The sequence below is a fragment of the Photobacterium sp. DNB23_23_1 genome (assembly GCF_052873815.1).
Window position 1 is genome coordinate 1 of sequence record NZ_JBNNXT010000027.1, and the last position, 24317, is coordinate 24317.

Below are 24317 nucleotides of genomic sequence, written 5' to 3' on the forward strand. Positions count from 1 at the left end.
CGATACATGGATGTGACTGAAGAACTTAACGAAAACAGGATGTTAAGTCTTCAGCAACAGTTAAAAGGAACATAGCGTTTACTTTAATTTACCCCTTGCTAAATTTATGACTAATTAGAATGCTGAACCTGTCACATACAAGCCTATGACTTCAGAAGACCTTTTGATAAAGAAGATGATGTCATGTTGATTGTTTCAACATGATATACAGCACTTATACTAAAAAACCTTTATATTCAGTTAACTATACAGTGATGCTTTGATAAAGTTTGTGTGATAAACGGAAAATTTTTTATATAACAGTGAGGTGATGTCGGGTGACGTACATTGTCATTATTCTAATCTCTCTGGAGAGAAACCTGTGCAACAGTGCCTTGGCAAACATATGCTTGTTTTGCTAGAACAATAACAAGGACCATACCCATATCACCCCTGAATATATAAAGATTCATAATGCGATTTTAATGAGCTAGGTCTATAAAAAAGCACGAATGCGCCTTGCGAGCGCTCAAGACGATTAAGTATCATACAGGCTTATTTCGACTACTCAGCACTAAACCACTTGGCTTGTAATGAACAAAAGCAAAGCGCAACACCGCGGTAAGCAAGAGCGAACCATATACATTGGAATGGATTCGGAACATCCTGAAGAAGCAAAAATTGGGATCACGAGCCGGGCGGCAAATGTCCGCGAAAGCGACACAACCAACCACCGATATAAGTTTGCCAAGGTTTACACCATTTGCGTTACTCTACGAGAATTGCAAAGAGCCGAGCAAAGTATCTATAGTACCTTAAAGCACAAGTATGGCCGATTGAAGCACGCTTCGTCGGGCAAAGAGTCTGAGTGGTTTAAGTGCACACCAATTGAAGCTGAAATTGAGGTTGAGGAATACCTAGATAAGCTGGAAGAGTCCAAGAAAAGCAAGGGTTCCTCTATATGGTCAATGGAAAGGGCTAAGCGTAGCTCTTCCGGTCAGCCAAAGGCCTTTCCTAAAGCTCATAAAGAGGAATTAATCGCCAAGACAAGCGTACCTCCCACCCCTCTTACTCAACACGCCATCGAGTCTCAAGTGATCAAGGATTGTGTGCAGCGACGGAATAGCAAGCAGCTTAAAGAGTACAACTACGGTGCCCTTTACTTCCGTTGTCCCGATTGTCATAAAGTAACGAAGCAGATTAGCGGCAACCACAATCTCTGCCACTCCTGTGGCTTTGATATTACTTTATCCTTTGGTATCTTTGGCGTTCAGAGTCTATACCAGCAATTCATTGCGCTAGAATCCATGAACTCCAAGCAAGCGGCATTGTTCGACATTCACAACACGATTTACTTCGAAAACGTTAAGCGAACCACGAAGGTCGTAGAAAGGCGGACACAGCCGTTCCACAATACAAAGAGTAAGCCCGAGGCCATTCACAAGCCTCATATTGCTAAGAAAAATGTTGAGAGCAGTTCTTCTGTATTTGGTATGGTTGTTTTTTTGCTTTTGTTGGCATCTTTTGGCTACGGCATCATGAATTAATGCCTTTTCGTAGCGTGCGTTAAAGGGATATTCAATAAGAAAAGGAGCTAATGGCTCCTTTCTCTGTTTGCTTATTGGTAACTTGAGCAGGTTGGACTGTCTGCTCTCAAGACGAGTGATAAACAAGCCTCCCAACCTAACAGTTACACCGCTATCACCCCCACTCATATCATATTGATAGCCTCAGGTATTATTTTGATATCCCTTCTTCGTTCAGTGACAATAGTCATTAACACCTTGATAACCTAAGGAAACGCTCGGCGTGAAAAAGGTGACCCGCAACCCGACGCCGATCCCACTTTTGTTCAAAATCCAGACTTCGCTCACGAATCTTTGTCTTCCCCCGCTGGTTCAAGCAGTTTGGCGTGTTTGTTGCCTTTTAGATATTCAAGACATCAATAACGTTCCGTAAAAGCCATTAGGCCGAACGCATGATGCAGGAATAACAATGAGAATGCGAAAAGGCAAATAACATGATTGAACAATATCTAACGCCTGATACCCCTGCTCAGGCACTTGAGTTAAAGCGACAGCATGGCAGTGAAGCCATCTGGTTTGCAGGCGGATCCAAAATCAATGCAGCGCCAACTAAAACCGATAAAACTGTTGCTATCTCTTTGGGCAAACTTAACTTCTCTTATATTGAGCAGCAAGGAGATAGCTTGCATATCGGTGCAATGTGCCATATTCAGCAATTGATTGATCACGAACTGGTGCCTGTAGCGTTGAAACAATCTGCGGCCTTTATTTATTCCCGCCATATCCGTAACCAGGCCACCTTGGGGGGTGAAATTGCCGCACGCCAGCCAGAAGCTTTGCTGGTCCCAAGCTTGATTGCCCTGAGAACCAAATTGAAGCTGGCTAACGGGCAGGAAATGGATGTTGAAGATTATATTAATAGTGAAGAACGTGAGCTCATCGCTACCGTCATTATTCCAGATAGAAACCTGACTTGTATCGGTTACAACATTGCCCGTTCAGCGGCGGGTTTAGCCATTGTGACCGCAGCGGTATCTATTGATAAGCAAGGAAACAAGGTGATAGCGCTTGATGGCGTTTCGCCTCTGCATCAAGGTGCGGCCCGTCCAGTCCGTCTGCGCGATGTAGAAGCGCAAGATTTAAAAGGGGAGCTGCTGGAGCAAGCAGTTGCCGATGCCATTTACCCTGAAGCCGATATCCGCGGCAGTGTGGAGTATAAGCGATATATCGCAGGCGTTGTAATCACGGATTTGATGGCTGAATGTCAGCACTTGGTAGAGGAAGCATAATCATGACGATTCAATTTACCTTAAATGGCCGCCCTCAATCTTTGGATTGCCGTCTTGGTGAAAATGTTCAGACATTGCTTCACTCCATGGGCTTTCACTCGGTTCGCAACAGTGATGATGGCTGGGGTTATGCCGGATCAGATGTGATCTTGTTCAATGGTGAACTGATCAATGCCTCTTTGTTGATTGCTGCCCAGCTTGAAGGTGCAGAAGTAAAAACGGCAGAGTCTCTAGGTGAGTGGAACCAATTGAGTTTGGTTCAGCAGGCGATGATCGATGTTGGTATAGTGCAATCAGGCTATAACGATCCAGCATTGGCGTTGATCTTAACTGACATGCTGGAACGTATTCCGCAACCAACCCGCGCGGAGATTGATGATGCTTTATCAGGGCTATTTAGCCGTGATGCTGGCTATCAGCAGTTTTACGAAGTGGTCGAATTGGCCGTGAAACGCCTTGGCGACCCTGCCTATACCCAGCAATTTGCCCCTGAATTCCGTGATGACTTGGTGGTGGTCGGTAAGAACTGTCCGAAGATTGATTCGGCGAAAATGGTGCAGGCTAAGCCTTGTTATGTTGAAGACCGAATCCCTGCCAACGCTTGTGTTATCAAGATGCTAAGAAGCCCGCATGCTCATGCATGGATCAAGCATTTGGATGTCTCCAAAGCAGAAGCTCTTGCGGGTGTGGTATCGGTTATCACCTATAAGAACTGTCCAGATATTCCGTACACACCAGGTGGTCAGAGCGCCCCTGAACCATCACCGCTCGACCGCCGTATGTTTGGCCAGAAACTGCGCCATGTGGGTGATCGCATTGCCGCTGTAGTGGCTGAGTCGGTGGAAATTGCCGAGCAGGCACTGACGCTTATCGACGTTGAATTCGATGTGCTTGAGCCAGTGATGAGCATTGATGAGGCGATGGCCGCCAATGCCCCGATCATTCACAACGAGCCTATCGAGTACGGTGTTGGTGCGCCAGATGATTTGGAAGAGCAGAATCGCAACGCCGATCCGCGTGAAGGCAAGTTGATTGTGAACTTCCCTATTGGTTGTTTCCCGCGCAAGAACATTGCCGCCAGTGTCCGTGGTCATATCGGTGATCTTAACAAGGGCTTTGCTGAAGCGGATATGATTATCGAGCGTACTTATGAGTCGAAACAGGTTCAGCAACTACCGGTTGAAACCCATATCTGTTACAGCTATATGGATGGCGATCGCATCGTGATGCACGATTCGACTCAGGTGCCTTGGCATGTCCGCCGTCAGGTAGCCAAAATCCTTGGTGTGAAGCAAAACAAAGTACATATCGTTAAAGAACGTGTGGGTGGTGGATACGGTTCGAAGCAAGATATCTTGCTGGAAGATGTGTGTGCATGGGCAACCTGGACCACAGGCCGTCCGGTATATTTCCATCATACACGCGAAGAAGAATTTATTTGTAACTCAACCCGCCATGTTGCCAAAGTGACGGTGAAACTCGGTGCCAAGAAAGACGGTACGCTAACCGCCATTGATATGGACTTCCGTGCCAACACCGGCCCTTACGGAAACCACGCGCTGACCGTGCCATCAAACGGTCCCGCCTTGTCGCTACCTCTTTACCCTTGTGACAATGTGGACTTCAGGGTAACAACCTATTACTCCAACATCTGTCCGACCGGGGCTTATCAGGGTTACGGTGCGCCGAAAGGTAACTATGCATTGACCATGGCGATGGCCGAAATGGCTGATGAACTGGGTATCGACCATCTTGATATGGTTGAGAAGAACCGTGTGGTTGAAGGTCAAGAGCTGAAGATCCTAGCAGCTATCGGTGAAGGTAAAATGCCGACCAGTGCGCCGAAAGTTCACAGCTGTGCACTTGAGCCTATTTTGCGTGAAGGCCGCAAGCTGATTGAATGGGACAGCCCAAAACAGGATGACAGCGAATGGAAAGTGGGCCGTGGTGTGGCGATTATCCAGCAGAAATCCGGTATTCCAGATATCGATCAGGCTAACTGTCAGATCAAGATGGCATCAGACGGTACCTTCATTGTTCATTCAGGTGCCGCTGATATCGGTACTGGCCTTGATACTGTGATCAGTAAACTGACCGCCGAAGTGCTGTGCTGCCCGATGGATGAAATCACTATTCACTCCGGTGATACCGACCACGCACCGTTTGATAAGGGGGCCTACGCCTCATCAGGAACATGCTTCTCTGGTAATGCGGCCAAGCGTGCTGCCGAAGCGATGCGTGAGAAAATCCTTAAGTGTGGCGCTGAAATGCTGGATGAACTCGTGGAAGATGTCGCTATTGTGGCACCGGGCATGGTGAAAGGTAAGCAAGGTGAAGTGAGCTACTTCGATATTGCCCACAAAGCAGAAAGTGGAACAGGGTGGGGACAATTATTGGCTTCAGGTTGCTTCACCACACCAGAATTTGCTTTTCCCTACGGCGCGAACTTCGCCGAGGTGGCAGTTAACACCCGTACTGGCGAAATCCGTCTTGATAAGTTCCATGCCTTGCTCGACTGCGGTACCCCGGTTAACCCAGATTTGGCTTTAGGCCAGATTTACGGTGCCAGCATGCGAGCCATCGGCCACAGCTTATATGAAGAGCTGGTTTACGATGAGCATGGTGTGCCCGTGACCCGAGACCTGAAAAGCTATGGCGCGCCGATGATTGGCGATATACCTCGCGACTTTAAAGCGGTATTGGTACCAAGTGACGATCCGGTTGGCCCTTACGGTGCGAAGTCGATCTCTGAAATTGGTGTTAACGGTGCAGCCCCGGCCATTGCCAGTGCGATTCATGATGCATGTGGTGTGTGGATGCGGGATTGGCACTTCACACCTGAAAAGGTTCTACAAGGTCTGAATAAGCTTTAATCAATGTACAAGCGGCTGTTTCCAGGGGATGGGAAATGGCCGTTTTGTTTTTCGGCTCCGGTTTACCGGGCTGGTGTTATGGCTATTACGCCGTCATGACTTAGCGAGTATCGACTGTTTCTCATGAACTGGGGGATGGTCAGGATATAAGCGGGTAGGCAGGCACAGGCTCTGGTTGAGCTTGTTGTAAAGGGCCCAGGAGTTTCTGGCTAGGTTATCGAATCATAGATTACGGATGGAACTGAAATGAAACTGCTTTATAACGTGGAAGACAGGCCTCCTATGGGTGCCGCGATCCTCCTTGCTCTTCAACATATGCTTGCCGCGATGGGGGCTATCATTGCCGTCCCTTTGGTGGTCGGTAGTGCGATTGGCCTACCGACAGATCAAATGGTGATTTTGGTCAATGCAGCCCTGATGGTATCGGGCGTGGTAACTATCATCCAGTGCAAAGGAGTAGGTCCTGTTGGGATCCGGCTTCCGGTGGTAATGGGTACTAGCTTCACCTTTGTTGCCATCTCGATTTCGATTGGTATGGACTCGGGCATTTCTGGGGTATTTGGTGCATCGCTGATCGGCTCGTTGGTAATGATCATTGGTAGCCGTTTTATGCCGCAAATCAGAAAGCTCTTTCCACCCGTGGTATCCGGCACCGTGGTGGTTTTAATTGGTCTGACAATTTTACCTGTATCTGTTGACTGGTTCGCAGGTGGTTTTGTTGGGCAAGAGAATTACGGTCAAATCAATAATCTGATGCTGGGGCTGTTGGTGTTGGTTGTAGTGATTGTGCTGTCTCAACTTGGCAAAGGGCTGATCTCTGCTGCTGCTATCGTGATTGGTATGATGGTTGGTTATATTGTGGCGATCTTCATGGGGGTGGTTGATTTTACGCCGGTAAAAGAAGCCAAGTTCTTCTCCTTGCCAGAACTATTACCATTTGGATTGAGCTTTACCGTCAGTGGTGTTATCGGGATGTCTATCGCTTACCTGGTCACTATTATGGAGTCGACCGGTGACTTCTTAGCCTTGAGTGATGCAACCCATACCAAATTGACTGGGAAGAAGCTGTCTAAAGGGATTTTATGTGACGGTGTCGGTAGTGCCCTTGCCTCGGTATTTGGTGCAACCCCATTTTCATCTTTCAGTCAGAATGTCGGTATTGTATCGATTACCGGTGTTGCCAGCCGCCATGTGGTTGCAGTGACTGGTGTGATCATGCTGATCGCCGGTATGTTCCCGAAACTGGGCGGCATTGTGGTTACTATCCCTTCGCCGGTGCTTGGGGGAGCTGGACTTGTTATGTTCGCTATGATCATCTCGGCCGGTATTGGCATCCTGTCACGCATTAATTTTACCAAACGCAATATGCTTATCATCGCTGTCGGTGTGGCCTCGGGCATGGCGGTCACCGTTCGTCCTGAAATCCTGACTTACATGCCCGATTCAATGCGCGTCATTCTAGGCTCGGGTATTACTACGGGCTCACTAGTGGCACTGGGTCTCAATATTGTTTTGGGTATTAACCGTGCCGATGAAGCAGAAAGTGCGAATGAAAAACGCGAAGCGTTGAAAGAGCAAATCAAAGAGTGTGAAGAGTGTGAGAAAGCACTGGCCGAGGAAGAGGCTGTGCAGTCACGCGAGCAACAAATTTAAGCCCTACAATAGAAATAATTCAATAAAAGAAGTGCACGAAATCACGGTGTCCCTATCACTATCCTGCACCGAAAGATAAGAGGTAATTATGGAATATACCCAATCTATTAAAGCAATTAGAGCATCTATCTTGGATATTGCTAAGGTTGTCGACAAGCCTGAAGACATCGAGCAGAACATCCGTTTTATTGAAGACGGTTTAATGTTAGTTGAGAACGGGCGTATCGAATGGGTCGGCGAATGGGAGAAGGGGAAAGATAAAATCCCATCGACCGTTCGTATTCGAAACTATCCAGGCAAGATTGTGATGCCTGGCTTTGTCGATACCCATATTCACTATCCACAGGCCGAAATGGTGGGTGCCTATGGTGAACAACTGTTGGAATGGCTGAACAATTACACCTTTCCAACTGAAGCTCGCTATAAAGATAAAGACTACTCCCGCGAAATGTCGGCGTTCTTTATCAAGCAGTTGCTGAGAAACGGTACCACAACCGCCTTGGTTTTTGGCACCGTTCATCCTGAATCGGTTGATGCGCTGTTTGAAGAAGCCGAGAAGATCAATATGCGGATGATTGCCGGTAAGGTAATGATGGATCGCAATGCGCCGGAATACCTGCTGGATACGCCGGAAATCGGTTACAACCAAACCAAAGAATTGATAGAGCGTTGGCATAAACGTGGTCGTTTGCTCTATGCCATTACACCGCGTTTTGCGCCAACGTCTTCTCCTGAGCAGCTCGCAATGGCTGGACGACTCAAGGAAGAATACCCGGATACTTACGTGCACACCCATTTGTGCGAAAACAAGAATGAAATCGCGTGGGTGAAAGAGCTCTACCCTGAGCAAGACGGTTATCTGGATGTTTATCATCACCATGGTTTGACGGGGTCAAAGAGTGTATTTGCCCACTGCATCCATCTTGAAGACGAAGAATGGGACTGCTTACAAGACACCGACTCCGCCGTTGCCTTTTGCCCAACCTCAAATCTCTATCTTGGCAGTGGCTTGTTCAAGCTGCAGGAGGCGTGGAAGCGCAGGGTGAAAGTCGGTATGGGGACCGATATCGGCGCTGGAACCACCTTCAATATGATGCAAACCCTCAACGAAGCTTACAAGGTCATGCAGTTGCAAGATTACCGTTTGTCGGCATTCGAGGCGTTTTATCTGGCGACACTCGGTGGGGCTAAATCACTCTCACTGGATCACCTGATCGGTAACTTCGAAGTGGGCAAAGAAGCGGATTTCGTCATTATCGATCCATGTTCGACGCCACTTCAGCAACTTCGCTACGACAGCTCGAAAGATTTGCCTGAGAAATTGTTCATGCTAATGACTTTGGGCGATGACCGTAGCATCTACCGAACCTATGTTGATGGCCGATTAGTGTACGAAAGAGGTTAATTTTTACGTAAACGGTTTCAGTAGCAAATACCATTTTGACAATGCAAGGTGAGTAAAGCGTATAATCGCTGTCAACTTACCTTGCCCAGCCCCAAAAAAAGCAATCGATTGCGACGGGGCGGGTTGAGAGGAAGCTCAACGTTTTTCAAGGTGATCAGGCCAAAGCCTGGCACTAATTCTTACAAGGAATTACATCATGTCTGAAAATAGTTCGATTCATCATGAACCTACAGTAGTGGCAGAAGACACCCCCCGAAAAAGCGGCTTGGATGGGTATTTTAAGATTTCCCAGCGCGGTAGTAGTGTAAAGCAAGAAGTTGTTGCCGGTTTGACGACCTTCCTGGCAATGGTTTACTCAGTCATTGTTGTACCGAGCATGCTTGGTGCTGCTGGTTTTAACCAAGGAGCGGTATTTATCGCTACCTGTTTGGTCGCGGCGTTTGGTTCGCTGTTAATGGGGCTTTGGGCAAACCTGCCGATGGCTATTGGTTGTGCGATCTCCCTCACCGCGTTTACCGCATTTAGCTTGGTGCTGGGGCAGGGGATCAGCATCCCGGTTGCTTTGGGGGCCGTATTTTTGATGGGGGTGGTGTTTACCGCTATTACCGTCACCGGTGTACGCCAGTGGATCTTGACTAACCTGCCGTCTGGTATTGCGCACGGAACGGGGATCGGTATTGGTTTGTTCTTGCTATTGATTGCCGCCAATGGTGTTGGTTTGGTGGTACAGAACCCACACGAAGGCCTACCTGTCGCATTGGGCGAGTTCACATCATTACCTGTCATCATGTCGATTGTGGGTCTGGCCGCGATTTTCGGTCTTGAGAAGCGCCAGGTTCCCGGTGGCATTCTGCTGGTGATTGTGGCTATTTCAATCTTCGGCCTAGTTTTCGATCCTAACGTGACCTATCAAGGCCTGTTTGCGATGCCATCGTTTGGCACGGAAGGTGAGTCGCTATTGGGCACCATGGATATTATGGGGGCATTGAACCCAATTGTGATCCCAAGTGTATTGGCCTTGGTGATGACCGCGATTTTCGATGCTACCGGTACTATCCGTGCGGTTGCTGGTCAGGCGAACCTACTGGATAAAGATGATCAAATCATTGATGGTGGTAAGGCTCTGACTTCTGACTCAGTGAGTAGTATTTTTGCTGGTTTTGTAGGTGGTGCGCCAGCGGCGGTGTATATCGAGTCTGCTGCAGGTACGGCAGCTGGTGGTAAAACGGGTTTGACCGCAACGGTTGTTGGTGGTCTGTTCATATTGCTACTGTTCTTGTCGCCTATTAGCTACTTGGTACCAGCTTACGCTACAGCGCCAGCGCTGATGTATGTGGGTCTGTTGATGATGAGCAACGTGAGTAAGTTGGATATGGCTGATTCGGTTGATGCGCTATCCGGTTTAATGTGTGCGGTGTTCATCGTTCTGACCGGTAATATTGTCACCGGCATCATGCTGGGCTTTGGCTCATTGGTGATTGGCCGTGTTATTTCTGGTGAAGCGAAACGACTGAACGCAGGTACCGTGATTATCGCCATTGTGCTAGTGGCCTTCTACGCGGGTGGCTGGGCGATTTAAGTCTCGCCACATCGCATCACGTTTTAGTGAGATATAAGTCGCGCTCCTCATTGAAAAATGAGGGGCGTTTTTGTTATTGCACTCGCAATATCTTCAAACGAATTAATCAGCAGCAATAAAGACCATTTTATTGGCTATCATCCAAGTTATTCGCATTGAACCAAATACCTTGAAGATTGGTGATTTCATGTGGTTGACTAACTATTTTGGCTCAATATCACGTTTTTCATGTTTTACCTTAAATACTTGACTCCCTCCGTCGTTTTTGAACATTAGTCATCTCATTATTAAAGTAGTCGACGGGAAGGTTTTTATGGTGTTGGAGAAAGTGTGGTTATGGCTTGGCATAGTCATCCTGTTGTTTGGCACGTCAGTAGTGTTTGCGCATGAATCTGAAAATGAAATCTTAGAGTTATTCGTCGTTCCTTATCACGTTCAACTTAATGATGGTGAAATACGAAAAATGTCAGCCAATGCATTTTATGTGGATGGGACCTATGTTCGAGACGTGCAAGGTGTAACGTGGCGCAGTAGTGATCCAGAAAGTGTATCGATTGCCCAGAATGGGACAATTTTAGCGGTGAAGCCGGGAGTGGTAAGCATTTATGCAAGTCTGAATGGTTTTGAATCGGCACAGCCCGGAACGGTAATTGTCGGTGACTCGGTAGTCGAAGAGCTAAACATCGAGATAGATAATACAGATGTCACTGTCGGTCAGACCGTTAATGTTAAAGTTACCGCTACTTTTAGTGATGGGGAAACAGAAGATATCACGGGTGCCGTCAATTGGGAACGAGTTACGAATGACGATGCATTTGAAGTGGATGGACGCCAACTGACAGGTTTGAATGAAGGTTATGGTTATTTGATTGCGCATTTTGATGAAAGCAAATCAGAATCGCTACGTATTGATGTCAATGATTCAGGGTATTTGGGCTTGATGGTTAATCTTGAAGCTAAAGATGCAAGCGAATACCTATAAACGTTGAATAATCATTGAGCTCTATGAGTCCAAAACGTGCTAAACATTGAGCCTTTGTATTTATTACCATCCATTCCTTTCCAGCTAAACCAAGTACCTTGCAGTTATTTGGGTACCATTGCGTTAAGTGCTTTGCTGACTTTTTCGATGACAGAACGACACTTCTCACTGTCCATGTTAATACCATGGCGGGCTGCTAGATAGATCGGGCTGTTGTACGTCACCCAGACATCTTTGTTTTCATCTTCAGTCACTAAAAATTTTTGCGGTAAGTCGATAGCTACCGATTGCTGGCAGGACATAATGACAGAACCAATTTTGGGATTACCGAAGATCAACAGTTCGGTTGGTCGTAAATCAACGCCCGCCTCTTTTGCTGATTCACTGTGTTTTACGTGGGCGAAGAGGGTCATGCCCTTATCTTTCAAAACCTGCTTTAGTTTTGCGGTGGTCTCTGGAACGGTATAAGGGCTTTGGGTTGAAACTAGCCCATTATCTGCCAATGCGGGGTAGCTAACATTAATGAAAAATAAAAAGAGTAACAGTTTGATTTTCATTTGTTTATTCTCCATTAATACACTTGTCCTTGTTCGTATAGAACGTAATGAATATAGACCTAAGTGACTTGTTTATAGTCATGAAGGTCGGATTTAGCAAGCAGGCTAAGTAAAGAACAACTGAACCATAGACTAGGAAAGGGAAAGCCATGTACATAGGCGAAGCTGCGAAAAAATCCGGTGCTTCGGAGCGGGCAATTCGGTTGTATGAGTCGATGGGATTGCTGAGGGTATCGAGGGCAGGCAAATATCGTGTTTTCTCTGAAGCTGATATTGAGTTTATTCGCCTTATTAAAGAGGGCCAATCTCTCGGGCTCCATCTTTCAGAGTTGAAAGAGTTGGTCGATGGTGAGCAGGATTTCAATTGGACCAAAGTGTTACAGCTTCTTGAAGAGAAGCAACAGAGCATAGCATCCCAGATAAAAATGCTTGAAGTGCAATATTTACGCATTGGTGAATACCGGCAAGCGATTGATCAGTGTAACTATTGACTCTGACCCTAGGGTCAAGGTTTAAGATGCCTCTAGCACGAATAAGGAGGTACGGTGATGAAAAAAGTCTTGGTTATCAATGCAAACCCAAAGCAAGAAAGCCTTTGCCAGTCATTGGCGGAGCACTATGCCAGCATTGCAGGCAAAAAACACGACATCAAACAAGTAAACCTTGCTGATATGTCGTTTGAGATGGATCTTCAGCAAGGCTATGACAAGGAAACCCCGCTGGAAGATGATTTGAAAGGTTTTCAGCAACACGTGACTTGGGCGGAGCATATCGTCATTGTCAGCCCAGTTTGGTGGGGCACGATACCAGCTAAATTTAAAGGGGTGATTGATCGGACGTTCCTTCCCGGCTTCGCGTTTAAATATCAAGAAGGGAAATCGATACCACAAAAGTTGTTGAGCGGGCGTACATCGGAATTGATCATTACCCTCGATACACCGCCATTTTGGTATAAGTATGTTCAGGGAAACCCGATCTATAAACAATTGAAGCACACGATTTTGAGTTTCACTGGCATCAAAAATCAGACATCGATCTATTTGGGACCGGTGCTAACCGCAACAGAACAACGCCGTCAATCGTGGTTTGATAAGATCTCCAAGCGGGCGGCACAGCTTTAGTCTTATTTAGTCCTAGCTCTTATTTACTCTTAGTTATTAGCCATTGGTTATTAGTCACGGACTTTTAACCATCGGAAAATAAAATCAGCGATGTTTTGAGGGGTGTTCAAATCCAAGTAAGGGAGTTGGCATCCTTCAGGAGCAGGTTGATCGCTGGCAAAAGCAATAATGTTTTCATCGTTAGGGTAGAAAAGCGGTTTGCCGTAACTTGGGCGGTGTACTTCAATTTTTGCGATAGGCTGGTCGCGAAATCCTTCAACTAATATCAGGTCAAGTTGGCTGTGATCCAGTTGTGACAGGCACTCATCAAGTTGAGGCTCCTCTCGCTCAGGTTCTGGGTATTCGAAATACAGCATGTGTCTTTCTTTTGTCGCAAGCAGTGTTTGACTGCAACCTGCATGGCGTAAACGGTAGCTATCTTTACCGGGTTTGTCCGGGTCAATACTGTGATGGCTATGTTTGACTAAGCCAATGCGAAGGCCATTAGATTTCAGCAGCGGAATGAGTTTTTCTAGAAGGGTTGTTTTGCCTGAGCCACTATAGCCGGCAAAGCCAATAATTGGTGCCATGTTGAGTCTGTATCGCCTATAAATAATCTCCTGAGTGTAATACTAAACTGTGTCATAGTCTGCCTATATCAGAGCTACTTCTGCCGTAAAAGCCCGACATCGATTGATGGAGAATTGAACAGCGGTGTTTCAAACGGTGTATCAAAATTAAGCTTATTGAGTTTTTTCTCCAACAACATCATGTTTCCTACTACATTTATTGAGTACACCGCAGGCATCTGCTATTACCATTAAGTAAGGTAATTAAATGCCTTCATCGCTTACCATCCAGTTTTTTGACAGGAAGTCGTAGTATTGGTGGTAAGTACTCATAATCGCATCAGGGAGAGTGCAATGTGGGCAACATTGGATTTTGAAGCATCCGGCCTTTCCGGCCAGTCCTATCCTATTGAGGTGGGGTACTCGTTGCCAGACGGTTCTGCAAACAGTCTGCTTATCAATCCACTCACAGCAGGTGATCCTTGGCAACATTGGGATGATTATGCTGAGATCGAAATTCACCAAATTTCACGTCAGAAGCTGCATAATGAAGGGCTTCAAGTCGTCGATGTTTGTCACCACCTTAACGCGGTGTTAGGAAAATATGAGCGTGTATTTTGTGATAGCCAATGGGACCTGTTTTGGCTCGGTCGGTTATATCATGCGGCTCATATGAGGCCCTCGTTTACCCTGACTGAAGTGGGTTTGTGGTTGTTGCAGGAAAATGGTATCGATCGGGCACATTTTCAACAAACCATGGCTGAGCTTGGCCCGGTATCGCACCGTGCTGAATCGGATGCTAAACAGATCCGTATGGCGATCACGCAGTTGACCGAATAAGCCTTTTTACTCAGTAAGATATTTAAGTTTTTAAACACTGACAATCCCATTTCTGATGTTTGAACAATCAGAAGTGGGTATACTGATTACCAATGTTCAGTTCTGAGTGAATCGCTTGCAGACCTCATCCTTTCATCAAGTATCACCGAGTACCTTACCGCCATCTGTTCGTGCAGCTGTGTTTAATATTTCGATGTCAGCCCCTGGTGCTGGCGAAATTCTTGGGCAGTTAGCGAAGCCTAACAACGAGCGCTTTTCCAAACTTGCCGCCATTATTCAGCATGTCTGCCCGGATGTGTTGATGTTGTGTGAATTTGACCACCCTGGAGAGGGGGGAGATGATGGGGCGCTAGAGAGATTTTGTCAGCATTACTTGGCCTCTTCCCAACATGCTCAGCAAGCCGTGTCTTATCCTTATCGGTATTGCCCACCATCGAACACTGGGTTGGCAATGGTGAATGATCTTGATGGCGATGGAAAAATTACGTTACCCAATGATGCTCATGGGTTTGGTGAACATCATGGCCATTTCAGCTTTGTGATCCTATCGAGATATCCCATTGTTGACGCTGAAATAAACAGTTGGCAAACCCTTATTTGGCAAAATTTACCCGGTCATCAAATGCCCGAAGGCTACTATTCTGAAGCAGCAAGCACAGAGTTACGCTTGTCTTCCAAGAATCATGTTATGGTGCCGGTGGATGTTGATGGTAAGACGCTTCATCTACTTGCTTGCCACCCAACTCCGCCGGTGTTTGACGGCCATGAGAAACGCAATGCTCGCCGTAATCATGACGAGTTGGTACTGCTCAAAGATATTATTAGTGGGGCAGATCACCTCATTGATGATAATGGCCTTCCGGGAGGTCTTTCACCGGATAGCCGCTTTGTGGTGCTGGGTGATTTGAATGCAGATATGGCCGATGGTGATGGTATGAAGAAGGCTATCCGTGATTTGCTACTGCACCCGAAAATCCACCGCACAGTCTCATCAGGTAGAATGACGCCGAAAAGCTTGGGAGGGCGTTTTCATCGACCTTGGCAGCAGCGCCGGGGACGGTCAAGTGAATGGACCCATATTTCAGGGCTACGTCTTGATTATGCATTGCCTTCGGCTAATTTGGAGGTTTTGCAAAGCGGGGTCTTTTGGCCAGACAAGAAAGATCCGCTGCGGCATTTGATTACTGATGAACGTGGCCGCGAGCACCCGCAGGCTGGCTCAGATCACCGTTTGGTGTGGGTGGATATCGCTTTGAAATAGTTACTTGGGTATATGATGCTTCTTGACCTAGGCTTTTGAATAAAGGTTGATTCAACAGGGAGATGCACCATGCCTGATTCACTCAAGCCGCTGGGCGGTGAAGGTTTACGCGGACAAACTGCCGGTAGCACAGCACTGTGTACGGTGGGTAAAACCGGTACTGGCTTAACCTATCGTGGCTATGATATTTCTGACTTGGCAATGCATGCCGAGTTCGAAGAAGTGGCTTATCTTCTCCTGAAAGGAAAACTGCCAACCCGCACTGAGCTGGCGGCATACAAAACCAAGCTCATTTCTTACCGTGGTTTACCGCTGGCCTTGAAGTTGGTGCTGGAACAAATACCTGCCGATGCCCATCCGATGGATGTCATGCGAACAGGCTGCTCTATGCTGGGCAACCTTGAACAGGAGCATGGTTTTACCGAAGAGTATGATAAAGCCGATAGGCTACTTGCTTTGCTGCCAGCCATCATTTGCTACTGGTACCGTTATAGTCATCACGGGGTGAAAATAGAAACCTACTGTGATCAAGACAGTATTGCCGGATATTTCTTGAAAATGTTGACCGGTGAAACGCCCCCCGATTTACACACGCAGGTGATGCACTGCTCATTGATCTTATACGCTGAACATGAGTTTAATGCCTCGACCTTTGCGGCGCGGGTTTGTGCCTCGACGTTGTCTGATATTTACTCTTGTGTGTGTGCCGCTATCGGAACCTTGAGAGGGCCCTTGCATGGTGGTGCCAATGAGGCGGCGATGGCAATGATTGAACAATGGCAGAGCTCGGATGACGCGGAGGCTGGGATCTTGGCGATGCTGGCAAACAAAGACAAGATCATGGGCTTTGGTCATGCCATTTACCGGGAATCAGATCCACGTAATGCATTGATTAAGTTATGGGCTGAAAAATTGTCCCAAGATGCCAGTGACCCTGTGCTTTATGATATTTCAGTCAGAGTGGAAGCGGTGATGAAGCGCGAGAAGAACCTGTTCTGTAATGCCGACTTCTTTCACGCTTCCGCGTACCATTTCATGGGGATACCAACCAAGTTGTTCACGCCGATCTTTGTAATGAGTAGGGTAACGGGTTGGGCGGCCCATGTCTTTGAACAGCGGGCTCATAACCGGATCATTCGTCCTAGCGCTGACTATATAGGTCCGGAGCATCAAGACTGGCTACCGATTGATGAGCGTCACTAATTTGAATTATTCCCACCATGGTTATTGGCAAGACTTGCCCCAAGGAAGGGTCTATTGGCAACCGAACTTTCTGGCGTCCAGTTTGGCGGTTCAATGCTATCGCCAACTTGACAGTGAGTTGAATTGGCAGCAACAGAAAATCAGAATGTTCGGTAGGGAAATACTGCAACCACGACTGCAAGCTTGGTGCGGTGAGGCGGAGTATACCTATTCAGGCTTAACCATGCAGCCCGATCCTTGGACACCTACACTGCAGGCTATTCGTCAGCAGTTATCTGCGCTGTTGGGGCAAAACTTCAACTCGGTGTTGGCCAATCAGTATCGCAATGGTGACGATTATATGGGGTGGCATCAGGACAATGAGCCTGAACTGGGTGAAGAGCCTGTTATCGCCTCCATCAGTTTAGGGGCAACACGACGTTTTGTATTGCGGCACCGCCAAAGTAAAGAGAAGAAAGAGTATTTGCTGACGAATGGCTCGTTGCTCGTGATGGCGGGTGAGCTACAAAGTTTCTGGCAACATACGGTTCCGAAAACCAAGCGGCCAACTGAGCCTCGTATCAATCTAACGTTCCGTCAGATAACGCGCTAATTAACAGCTTAGGTATTGTCTACGCAGCTATTGTTATCGCAATCATAGATGAAAGCATTAATTGACAGTTGTCTGACGTAATGGATTCAAGGCTTTGCTAGCGTTCTGGCTAAATGATTACCGCAATGAGCAGGGAGTATTCAATGGGATGGGTTAGCAGTCGATTACATCGGGCAGTGGTTTCTTCGCTGGTTGCAGGGGCAGTGGTTACCTCACCTTTGCTTTGGGCAGATGTTCAATCTGCTGCAGAGCAAGGATTGAACCTCAGTGCTGGCGGTGTCAATGCTACTTCTAGTGCCGATACAGCAAGCTTTTTGCAAGATGCCGAGCGTATTCGCCAAACCTATGAAAGTCAGCTTTTTACCCTCCCTGCTTTTAAGATGGGCCACTATGGCTTGCGGATGTATCGCCAGACACAAGACCCTAAATACCAAGCGGCAATTTGGTCTGATATGGCACGTGTCGCCAGTCGGCTGAACTTCTTCGCAACAGAAGTGTATACCTCTGAGCAAATTGACACTTACTCTGCAGAGCGGATTGCTCGCTATGACCGCAAAGAAGATGCCCGAAGTGACTTGCGCTATGAAACAACTAAAGACAAACCGGAATATTACTACCTCGGTGTTGATCTGCTTGGATCAATGGCCCGTGCCAACGAGTATGGTTTGAAGCATCGCGAAGATGCAAAGCTCAGAGAGGTGATTCGTCGTTATGATTTTAAAGAGTACGCGACTGACCCTGAGATGATCAGAGCTTGGGCGGCACAGTTGGCCAATCAGGTGTACTGGCTGCGTCAGTTAGGGGAGCAGGATGTGGTTGATGATTTTACTGCGGCCTTCAAAGAAACCTATCCCGACAGTCTAGATGGTAAGTTGACGGATCAGCAATTTATGAACAAGGTCTATGGCCTAACCCATATCATTTTTGCTGCGACCGAGTACTACCAGCATTCGGTAAAAGAATCTGACTACCAATGGATCTATGATTACTACCGCGACAATATCGATACTATTATTGCGCGCGCGAAAGAAGATGTGATTGCTGAGGTCGGTATTAACTTCCTATTGGCCGGATTGAAGGATGATCCTGTCGTGGACAAGACTCGAAAGGCAATCCAGCACTCTTTGAATCGACAAGCGGGCATTATCCCGGCAATTAACGGTAGTACCAGTTTGCTAGATGGTGAACACCGTAATGTACTGGCGATTATGTTGTTGGATTGGCGAGGAACCAATGCCGTGCCAACGATTCAGAAACAGCCGGAAATTTTCACAAACAAGCCATATGGCTTGATTACTAAGTAATACCTAGCGGAATAGACAATGGATTCGAAATACAGCGCCCCTAAAGAGGGGCGTTTGTTATTAACATGGACGTTGAAATCTCAAATAGCCAATAGCTTATACCAACCTACATAAATATTTTTCCAGTGCAAATACTTGATCAACGACTTATCCAGATTGGTATTAGTAATGATATTTACCGCTAATGCTGTTGACGTTGAAAATCTGCACCTTCATTGACGGTGACCAGTAAACACTGCTCCAACCAGCCTTGAGCTTCAGTTGACGAATGAAATCTTCGGGTTTGGGCAGTTTTTCCCATACTTGTGGCAAGAACAAGGCTTGCTGGTGCTGATCAGACAGGATCACGCCGACTTTGTTATTTTCTAAGTAATCAATTAGCGCTTGTTCTGAGTCTATGGCCAGATCTTCCGGTTGGGTCAGTACAGATACTTCTACGACCAAATTATCAAGTTGTTCTTCGACCAGCGGCATAAACCGACGGTCTTGGTAAGCACTCGCTCTGGCTTTGTTGTGAACTTCCATCACCAGCGGTGAATGAGCCATGGTTGTACCTAGGCAGCCTTGAAGCTGTCCATCGACAGTAAGAGTAACAAAGCAAGCGCCGGGGTTGAGTAGCTTCTTGCTGTATAAATCTAATCGAGGAGGTTGGGGAATATTATCCGAAAAGTGGTCACGAATAGCATCGCGAGCCACATCCAAAAGCTGTGTTAATTCACCTTTATTGAGGTTCTGAAACGAGATAGCTGACATATCCTACGACTCTCTCCTTATCTCCGGCGTCGGTGTCGCCAGAGTTTATTAATGCTTTACGTATAAGTGTGTATCCCCTTCGTTTGGCTAACAAAAGCAATGTATTGATACCTGTTGAGCCACAAGCTTGTTCCGGAACGATTGTTGGCTCATAGTTATCGATCATGGTGCAGGTTTGGCGGTCTATGCGCTGTGCTTCCGAATATGAGTGGAAGTGGCTTAGATCACTACTAACAACAAGCAGGCAGTCGTCACCTTGCCAGAGGGAATCGATCAGCTTGGCGACAATAGCCGGATGTACATTACTGGTCAAAAGCGGTAACAGGGTAAAGTCATGTAAACATGACTGCAGGAAAGGTAATTGCACTTCGAGGCTGTGCTCAAGGGCATGAACCTGATCCGATACTTCAATATCATCTATTTCCTTCAGCTTTTCAACAAATTGTGTATCAATTTTTATTTTACCTAACGGCGTTTCAAAATGATCCGCAGCAGGGATGGCACAGCCTTGGAAATAGTAGCGGTGACTGGGCCCAATCAGGATCACACGGCGTATGCGCTTTGCCTCTGGAATTAGATATCGGTAGGCATCTGCGGCGACATTGCCTGAAAACATATAGCCAGCGTGCGGCACAATGAGTGCACGGATTGGGAGGGTGTGGTTGGATGCCGTATGATGGGGTGTCCTAAGCCATTCAACCATTTGGCTTTTCAGGGCTGCAGCAGAATGGGAATAAAACTTGCCTGCTACCGCTGGTGGACGTGTACTCATAGGTCACCTATTCATATGTAGTCTAATAAACTGGACTAACCTTAAGTATAGGAACAAATACTCAATCAGGTGACTATCATGTCTCAACCTCCTGAATTTTATCCAACAAAATATTGGCATCGGCTTGATGACGGTAGGGTGGTATGTGATCTTTGCCCGCGACAATGTCGATTGAGAGAGGGTAAGCGAGGTGCTTGCTTTGTTAGGCAGGCTCATGAAGGTGAAATAGTTTTGACCAGTTATGGTCGCTCTAGTGGTTTTTGTATCGACCCCATCGAGAAAAAACCACTTAATCACTTTTACCCAGGAAGCTCTGTTCTGTCCTTTGGTACCGCTGGGTGTAATCTTGGCTGTAAGTTCTGCCAAAACTGGAATATCAGTAAATCCCGTCAGATAGACACCTTAGGTTCATCGGCGATGCCTGAACAGTTGGCATTGGCCGCGCAGCGTTATGGCTGTGACAGCATTGCCTTTACCTATAACGATCCGGTGATTTTCATGGAGTACGCCGTGGACGCCGCGCAGGCATGCCGGGAATTAGGTATCCATAGCGTTGCGGTGAGTGCGGGGTATATCTGCGATAAACCACGGGTTGATTTTTATCGCCATATGGACGCAGCCAATATTGACTTGAAAGCGTTTACTGAGCGTTTCTACCATAAAATATGTAGCGGTCATCTTGCGCCTGTACTCGATACTTTGCTGTATCTGCGACATGAAACCGATGTGTGGTTTGAAATTACTACCTTGTTGATCCCTGATGAAAATGACAGCCCACAAGAAATAGATGCCTTGACCCGCTGGGTGTACGACAACCTAGGTCCAGATATTCCGATCCATTTCAGTGCCTTTCATCCGGATTTCAAGATGCTGGATAAAGAGCGTACGCCGCCTGAAACGGTGAAAAGAGCACGGGAGATCGCTGTGGCAAATGGCTTGCATTATGCCTATGTGGGGAATATTTTCGACCAAGCGGGTGACAGTACCTATTGTCCTGGTTGTGGCAAGAATGTACTTTCTCGTAACTGGTATCAATTGGGGGATTGCCACCTGACCAGTCAGGGACAGTGCCATTACTGTGGCTATCAGTTAGCCGGGCGCTTTAAGCCGATTGAGAAAGCATTTGGACGACGTCGGATCCCTGTGCAAATTGCCAGCGGATAATGATTGATCTTCGTATAACAGATGGTCTGGACTTGTCAGCAGTATAAGCAATCCGATATCTTACAGACCTAATGACAAACACCCGAATGAGAAAGTAAACATGTCTGATATGACGATGGAGCAACTTGCGAGCTACCAGAACCTTGTGATCACCCAGCCTAACTGCCCGTTTTGTGTTAAAGCCAAAGCGATTTTGGATGAACGTGGCACCGAATATACAACATTGGTATTGGGAACAGATCTTGCCAAAACCATGATGGTTGATTTTATCGAGCAGCAAACGGGCAATGTTGTGCGCACTGTTCCGCAAATCATTTTGGCTGGTCAATACATCGGTGGTCACGATGACTTGGTTGCTTTCGTCGAGCGTCAGGTAGAAAACGACGCATTTGGTGGTTTTGAGCTGTAAGCTCTGGGGATATTTACCTTATCACCAACGGCAATTAATGGGGCAGTGCAGTAGCGCTGCTTTTTTTTGGCTTGATCTAGGCTAAATATCCTACATTCTTTTCAGGCTCTACAGCGTGGCTCTGGTAGACTGGTATCTTAATTACGCTATATGGATTTTCGGTGATGCTTAGTTATCAGGGACTGTTTTTCCTGCTGTTGTTAGTGATGGCATCCGCATTGGTTATTGGTCATTCGTTTCGATACAACCGCAAAGTAACGCCTGTTTCCTTGATGGTTATTGGTGTGTTATCAGTGATCTCAGTGACGACTTACGCCTTTTTAGGCCATGAGCCAAGCAATGCTATCAAGCAGCTACAGGCCTCTTCAACGTTATCCGAAGAGCAATCGCTCCCAGCAGAAATGCTGATGGGGGCGGCAGAGCTAAATCAAAAGCGTATTGAAGAAATACAAGACAAGCTTCGAGAAGATACCCAGAATGGCGAGTTGTGGTATGCGCTAGGAAATGCCTATATGTACAGCAGTGAGTTTGAGAGCGCAGGCACAGCATTTCTTTATGCATTACGGCTGGCACCTGAGCCCCAATCTAATATCTATTCGGCAATGGCTACGGCCAGTTATTACCAAGAGAAGCAGTATTTCACCACACAAAGTAAGGCATGGCTTGATCGGGCTTTAGAGTTGGATGAAAATAATATACCAGCGTTGATGCTGTTGGCTTCTGATTATTTTCTTAATGCCCGTTATCAAAAAGCGATTGATACTTGGCAGCAGCTATTGGATACCGAACGCACGGACTTGGACAGGGTCGAAGTTATTAATGCTATCAATCGTGCTAAGAGTTTTCTTTAATATAAATACCGGTGAACTATCGTTACTTAATAACTATAGGGCTTAAAATATACAATAATTATCAGTATAACTATAAAGGAAAGTACGTAACAATGGCTAAAAATTAATGTACAACGAATGCATTTCTACTTGTGGCACGCGCTTTATGTCATTCCTGTGGTTTTTAAAATAAGTCAATAAAAAATCGTGATAGACATAAATGAAAAGTGTGTCATTGGTTCAAATTTGAACGATTTGTACTTTTCTGTAAGCAGCGCCAGAAATAAAAGTATTAATAGGTTACTGGCAGAAAAATACGATTGATATTGTTTATTTCTCTTGATTTTCAATTTTCATAATAATTCACTATGAGCTAGTGGCGTAAATATGCTGTCACGATGTTTGGTTAAAGCTTTATGTGAAATATGGGTTCGATTATATTTTATTGATTAATATGACTTTTTATTCATAATGCGCTTAATTGGTTGAAAAATTGACACTTAAGTGTGGGGCATTAGTCAAAAATTAGACACTTCTTACATTTATGGCTTAATATCAATAAAAGCGATAAATTTTCGTTGAAAAACAATTGCACACATTCTGTTACATTCTAGGTGGCGGAGACGTTTGATATTTTGACTATTTTTATACACCATAATCAAATGTCAGAGCACTGTTAAATATAGCGCTTTTTCACCTTTGATTTTCATTGAAAAAAAGCCATGCGCCGTGAATGAAATATGAATATAAAAATAATTTTTTCAGCATTAACTATGTCAGTTCTTGCTGGTTGTATGACTACACAACAACCATTAGAATATAAAAACGAAGTCAATGATATTGAAGTTGAAAATACTCGTAATGATTCCATTGAGTATATTACGAAAGAAGAGATAGTTTTTGTTGAGGAAAGCTTTGTTACAACAGAAATTATCGATCAGCATTTAGATTTAATTGAACCTGGTCGTTACTTTTCTAAAGAGAGTGAAAATCGGTCTTACATGATATTTGACTCTCAAGAGACGAATAAAAGGACTGTAGATGACTATCAAGGGCTTGTCGCTTCTTATAATTCGGTCAACTCATCTGGTTTTGCTGTCAATAGCGCAACATTAAGTACTAAGATAAAATTACACCTTGATAGCATAAAAAATGCTTATGAAAACTACCGTAAATTCGAGGGTGGTAAAACATTCATTATCATAACTGGCCACACTGACTCTTCAGGAAGCTGGAATTACAATAAGCAGCTTTCTAGGAGCCGCTCAGACTCTGCTGCTCGATATTTAATGGAAGCCGGTGTTCCGAATGATTCTATATTGCGAATAGCGGCTGGAGAGGACTTTCCGATAGCCCCCAATGACAGTAAAGCCAATATGGCAAAAAATCGCCGTGTTGAGTTCTTTATTACTCAGGATACCAGTTTTGTAAATGAGTTTTACCGTTCAGCTCCTTGTTATACGGAACGCTGCCAAACAAGGACGATTCAGGCGGTTGCATATACTCGAGAAGGCCGAGTTGTGACAGAAGCTCGTCATATTCCTAAAGAGCTTCAGGAAAAAAGAGCTTTGGATAGTAGTGAATTGAAAGAAACGAGAGAATTACCAAAGAAGGAAATAAGGTATCGTAAAATGGTATTACCGACGTCAAATCGAAAAATGCCATAGTCTTGATTTT

At 46.0% G+C, this 24317-nt stretch carries 22 protein-coding genes; 18 read left to right on the forward strand and 4 right to left on the reverse strand.

Features of this window, described 5'->3' with window-relative positions:
- Positions 1 to 572 precede the first annotated feature (572 nt).
- The 7 genes from ACVA53_RS16205 (at position 573) to ACVA53_RS16235 (ending at position 11286) form a co-directional block, all read left to right on the forward strand.
- On the forward strand, positions 573 to 1526 hold the full coding sequence (locus ACVA53_RS16205; RefSeq protein ID WP_446505660.1) for a GIY-YIG nuclease family protein: 954 nt from the start codon (positions 573 to 575) through the stop codon (positions 1524 to 1526).
- Positions 1527 to 1999: 473 nt separating this feature from the next.
- Positions 2000 to 2794: a molybdopterin-dependent oxidoreductase FAD-binding subunit gene (ygfM, locus tag ACVA53_RS16210; RefSeq protein ID WP_446505661.1), complete on the forward strand. Its 795-nt coding sequence runs from the start codon at positions 2000 to 2002 to the stop codon at positions 2792 to 2794.
- Between the two features lie 2 nt (positions 2795 to 2796).
- Entirely contained in the window at positions 2797 to 5667 is a 2871-nt protein-coding gene (locus ACVA53_RS16215; protein WP_446505662.1) for a molybdopterin-dependent oxidoreductase Mo/Fe-S-binding subunit, read from the forward strand.
- A 246-nt stretch (positions 5668 to 5913) separates the two neighbouring features.
- Complete coding sequence (locus ACVA53_RS16220; RefSeq protein ID WP_255041706.1) at positions 5914 to 7320, forward strand: nucleobase:cation symporter-2 family protein; 1407 nt, start codon at positions 5914 to 5916, stop codon at positions 7318 to 7320.
- Positions 7321 to 7408: 88 nt separating this feature from the next.
- On the forward strand, positions 7409 to 8725 hold the full coding sequence (gene guaD / locus ACVA53_RS16225; protein ID WP_446505663.1) for a guanine deaminase: 1317 nt from the start codon (positions 7409 to 7411) through the stop codon (positions 8723 to 8725).
- A gap of 196 nt (positions 8726 to 8921) precedes the next feature.
- Positions 8922 to 10304 carry an NCS2 family permease gene (locus ACVA53_RS16230; RefSeq protein WP_255041703.1) on the forward strand — a complete coding sequence of 461 codons (1383 nt, stop codon included), beginning with the start codon at positions 8922 to 8924 and terminating at the stop codon, positions 10302 to 10304.
- Between the two features lie 313 nt (positions 10305 to 10617).
- Positions 10618 to 11286: a hypothetical protein gene (locus tag ACVA53_RS16235; RefSeq protein WP_255041701.1), complete on the forward strand. Its 669-nt coding sequence runs from the start codon at positions 10618 to 10620 to the stop codon at positions 11284 to 11286.
- 104 nt (positions 11287 to 11390) lie between these two features.
- Here the strand turns inward: ACVA53_RS16235 and ACVA53_RS16240 are convergent, their stop codons facing one another.
- On the reverse strand, positions 11391 to 11843 hold the full coding sequence (locus ACVA53_RS16240) for a DUF302 domain-containing protein (RefSeq protein ID WP_255041700.1): 453 nt from the start codon (positions 11841 to 11843) through the stop codon (positions 11391 to 11393).
- A gap of 149 nt (positions 11844 to 11992) precedes the next feature.
- Between ACVA53_RS16240 and ACVA53_RS16245 the strand changes: the two genes are divergently transcribed.
- Both ACVA53_RS16245 and ACVA53_RS16250 read left to right on the forward strand, forming a co-directional pair.
- Complete coding sequence (locus ACVA53_RS16245) at positions 11993 to 12334, forward strand: MerR family transcriptional regulator (RefSeq protein ID WP_255041697.1); 342 nt, start codon at positions 11993 to 11995, stop codon at positions 12332 to 12334.
- A 57-nt stretch (positions 12335 to 12391) separates the two neighbouring features.
- Positions 12392 to 12964 carry an NAD(P)H-dependent oxidoreductase gene (locus tag ACVA53_RS16250; protein WP_255041696.1) on the forward strand — a complete coding sequence of 191 codons (573 nt, stop codon included), beginning with the start codon at positions 12392 to 12394 and terminating at the stop codon, positions 12962 to 12964.
- Between the two features lie 50 nt (positions 12965 to 13014).
- Here the strand turns inward: ACVA53_RS16250 and mobB are convergent, their stop codons facing one another.
- Positions 13015 to 13533, reverse strand: a complete 519-nt coding sequence (gene mobB, locus ACVA53_RS16255) for a molybdopterin-guanine dinucleotide biosynthesis protein B (RefSeq protein ID WP_255041694.1) — start codon at positions 13531 to 13533, stop codon at positions 13015 to 13017.
- A gap of 333 nt (positions 13534 to 13866) precedes the next feature.
- Here mobB and ACVA53_RS16260 point away from each other — a divergent pair, with 333 nt between their 5' ends.
- From ACVA53_RS16260 to ACVA53_RS16280, 5 genes are all read left to right on the forward strand, one after another.
- On the forward strand, positions 13867 to 14352 hold the full coding sequence (locus ACVA53_RS16260) for a hypothetical protein (RefSeq protein ID WP_255041693.1): 486 nt from the start codon (positions 13867 to 13869) through the stop codon (positions 14350 to 14352).
- Positions 14353 to 14467: 115 nt separating this feature from the next.
- The gene (locus ACVA53_RS16265) at positions 14468 to 15613 is read left to right on the forward strand and encodes an endonuclease/exonuclease/phosphatase family protein (protein ID WP_446505664.1); all 1146 of its coding nucleotides are present in this window, start codon (positions 14468 to 14470) and stop codon (positions 15611 to 15613) included.
- A 69-nt stretch (positions 15614 to 15682) separates the two neighbouring features.
- On the forward strand, positions 15683 to 16816 hold the full coding sequence (gene prpC / locus ACVA53_RS16270) for a bifunctional 2-methylcitrate synthase/citrate synthase (RefSeq protein ID WP_255041691.1): 1134 nt from the start codon (positions 15683 to 15685) through the stop codon (positions 16814 to 16816).
- Entirely contained in the window at positions 16803 to 17408 is a 606-nt protein-coding gene (locus tag ACVA53_RS16275) for an alpha-ketoglutarate-dependent dioxygenase AlkB family protein (protein WP_446505665.1), read from the forward strand. Before prpC ends, ACVA53_RS16275 begins: the two co-directional genes overlap by 14 nt.
- Before the next feature lie 143 nt (positions 17409 to 17551).
- A complete protein-coding gene (locus tag ACVA53_RS16280) occupies positions 17552 to 18712 on the forward strand; it encodes a DUF3541 domain-containing protein (RefSeq protein WP_446505666.1) in 1161 nt (386 codons plus the stop codon).
- A 162-nt stretch (positions 18713 to 18874) separates the two neighbouring features.
- Here the strand turns inward: ACVA53_RS16280 and amrA are convergent, their stop codons facing one another.
- Positions 18875 to 19465, reverse strand: coding sequence for an AmmeMemoRadiSam system protein A (gene amrA / locus ACVA53_RS16285; RefSeq protein ID WP_255041687.1), 591 nt, complete (start codon positions 19463 to 19465; stop codon positions 18875 to 18877).
- On the reverse strand, positions 19434 to 20237 hold the full coding sequence (gene amrB / locus ACVA53_RS16290; RefSeq protein WP_255041686.1) for an AmmeMemoRadiSam system protein B: 804 nt from the start codon (positions 20235 to 20237) through the stop codon (positions 19434 to 19436). The genes amrA and amrB overlap by 32 nt, the downstream gene beginning before the upstream one ends.
- A 78-nt stretch (positions 20238 to 20315) precedes the next feature.
- Between amrB and amrS the strand changes: the two genes are divergently transcribed.
- The 4 genes from amrS to ACVA53_RS16310 all read left to right on the forward strand — a co-directional run bounded on the left by amrS (position 20316) and on the right by ACVA53_RS16310 (position 24307).
- Entirely contained in the window at positions 20316 to 21401 is a 1086-nt protein-coding gene (gene amrS, locus ACVA53_RS16295; RefSeq protein WP_255041685.1) for an AmmeMemoRadiSam system radical SAM enzyme, read from the forward strand.
- 100 nt (positions 21402 to 21501) lie between these two features.
- Positions 21502 to 21810, forward strand: a complete 309-nt coding sequence (locus tag ACVA53_RS16300; RefSeq protein ID WP_255041683.1) for a glutaredoxin domain-containing protein — start codon at positions 21502 to 21504, stop codon at positions 21808 to 21810.
- A 164-nt stretch (positions 21811 to 21974) separates the two neighbouring features.
- Positions 21975 to 22661, forward strand: coding sequence for a TPR domain-containing protein (locus ACVA53_RS16305; protein ID WP_255041682.1), 687 nt, complete (start codon positions 21975 to 21977; stop codon positions 22659 to 22661).
- Between the two features lie 719 nt (positions 22662 to 23380).
- Positions 23381 to 24307: an OmpA family protein gene (locus ACVA53_RS16310; RefSeq protein ID WP_446505667.1), complete on the forward strand. Its 927-nt coding sequence runs from the start codon at positions 23381 to 23383 to the stop codon at positions 24305 to 24307.
- The last annotated feature ends 10 nt before the right edge of the window (positions 24308 to 24317 follow it).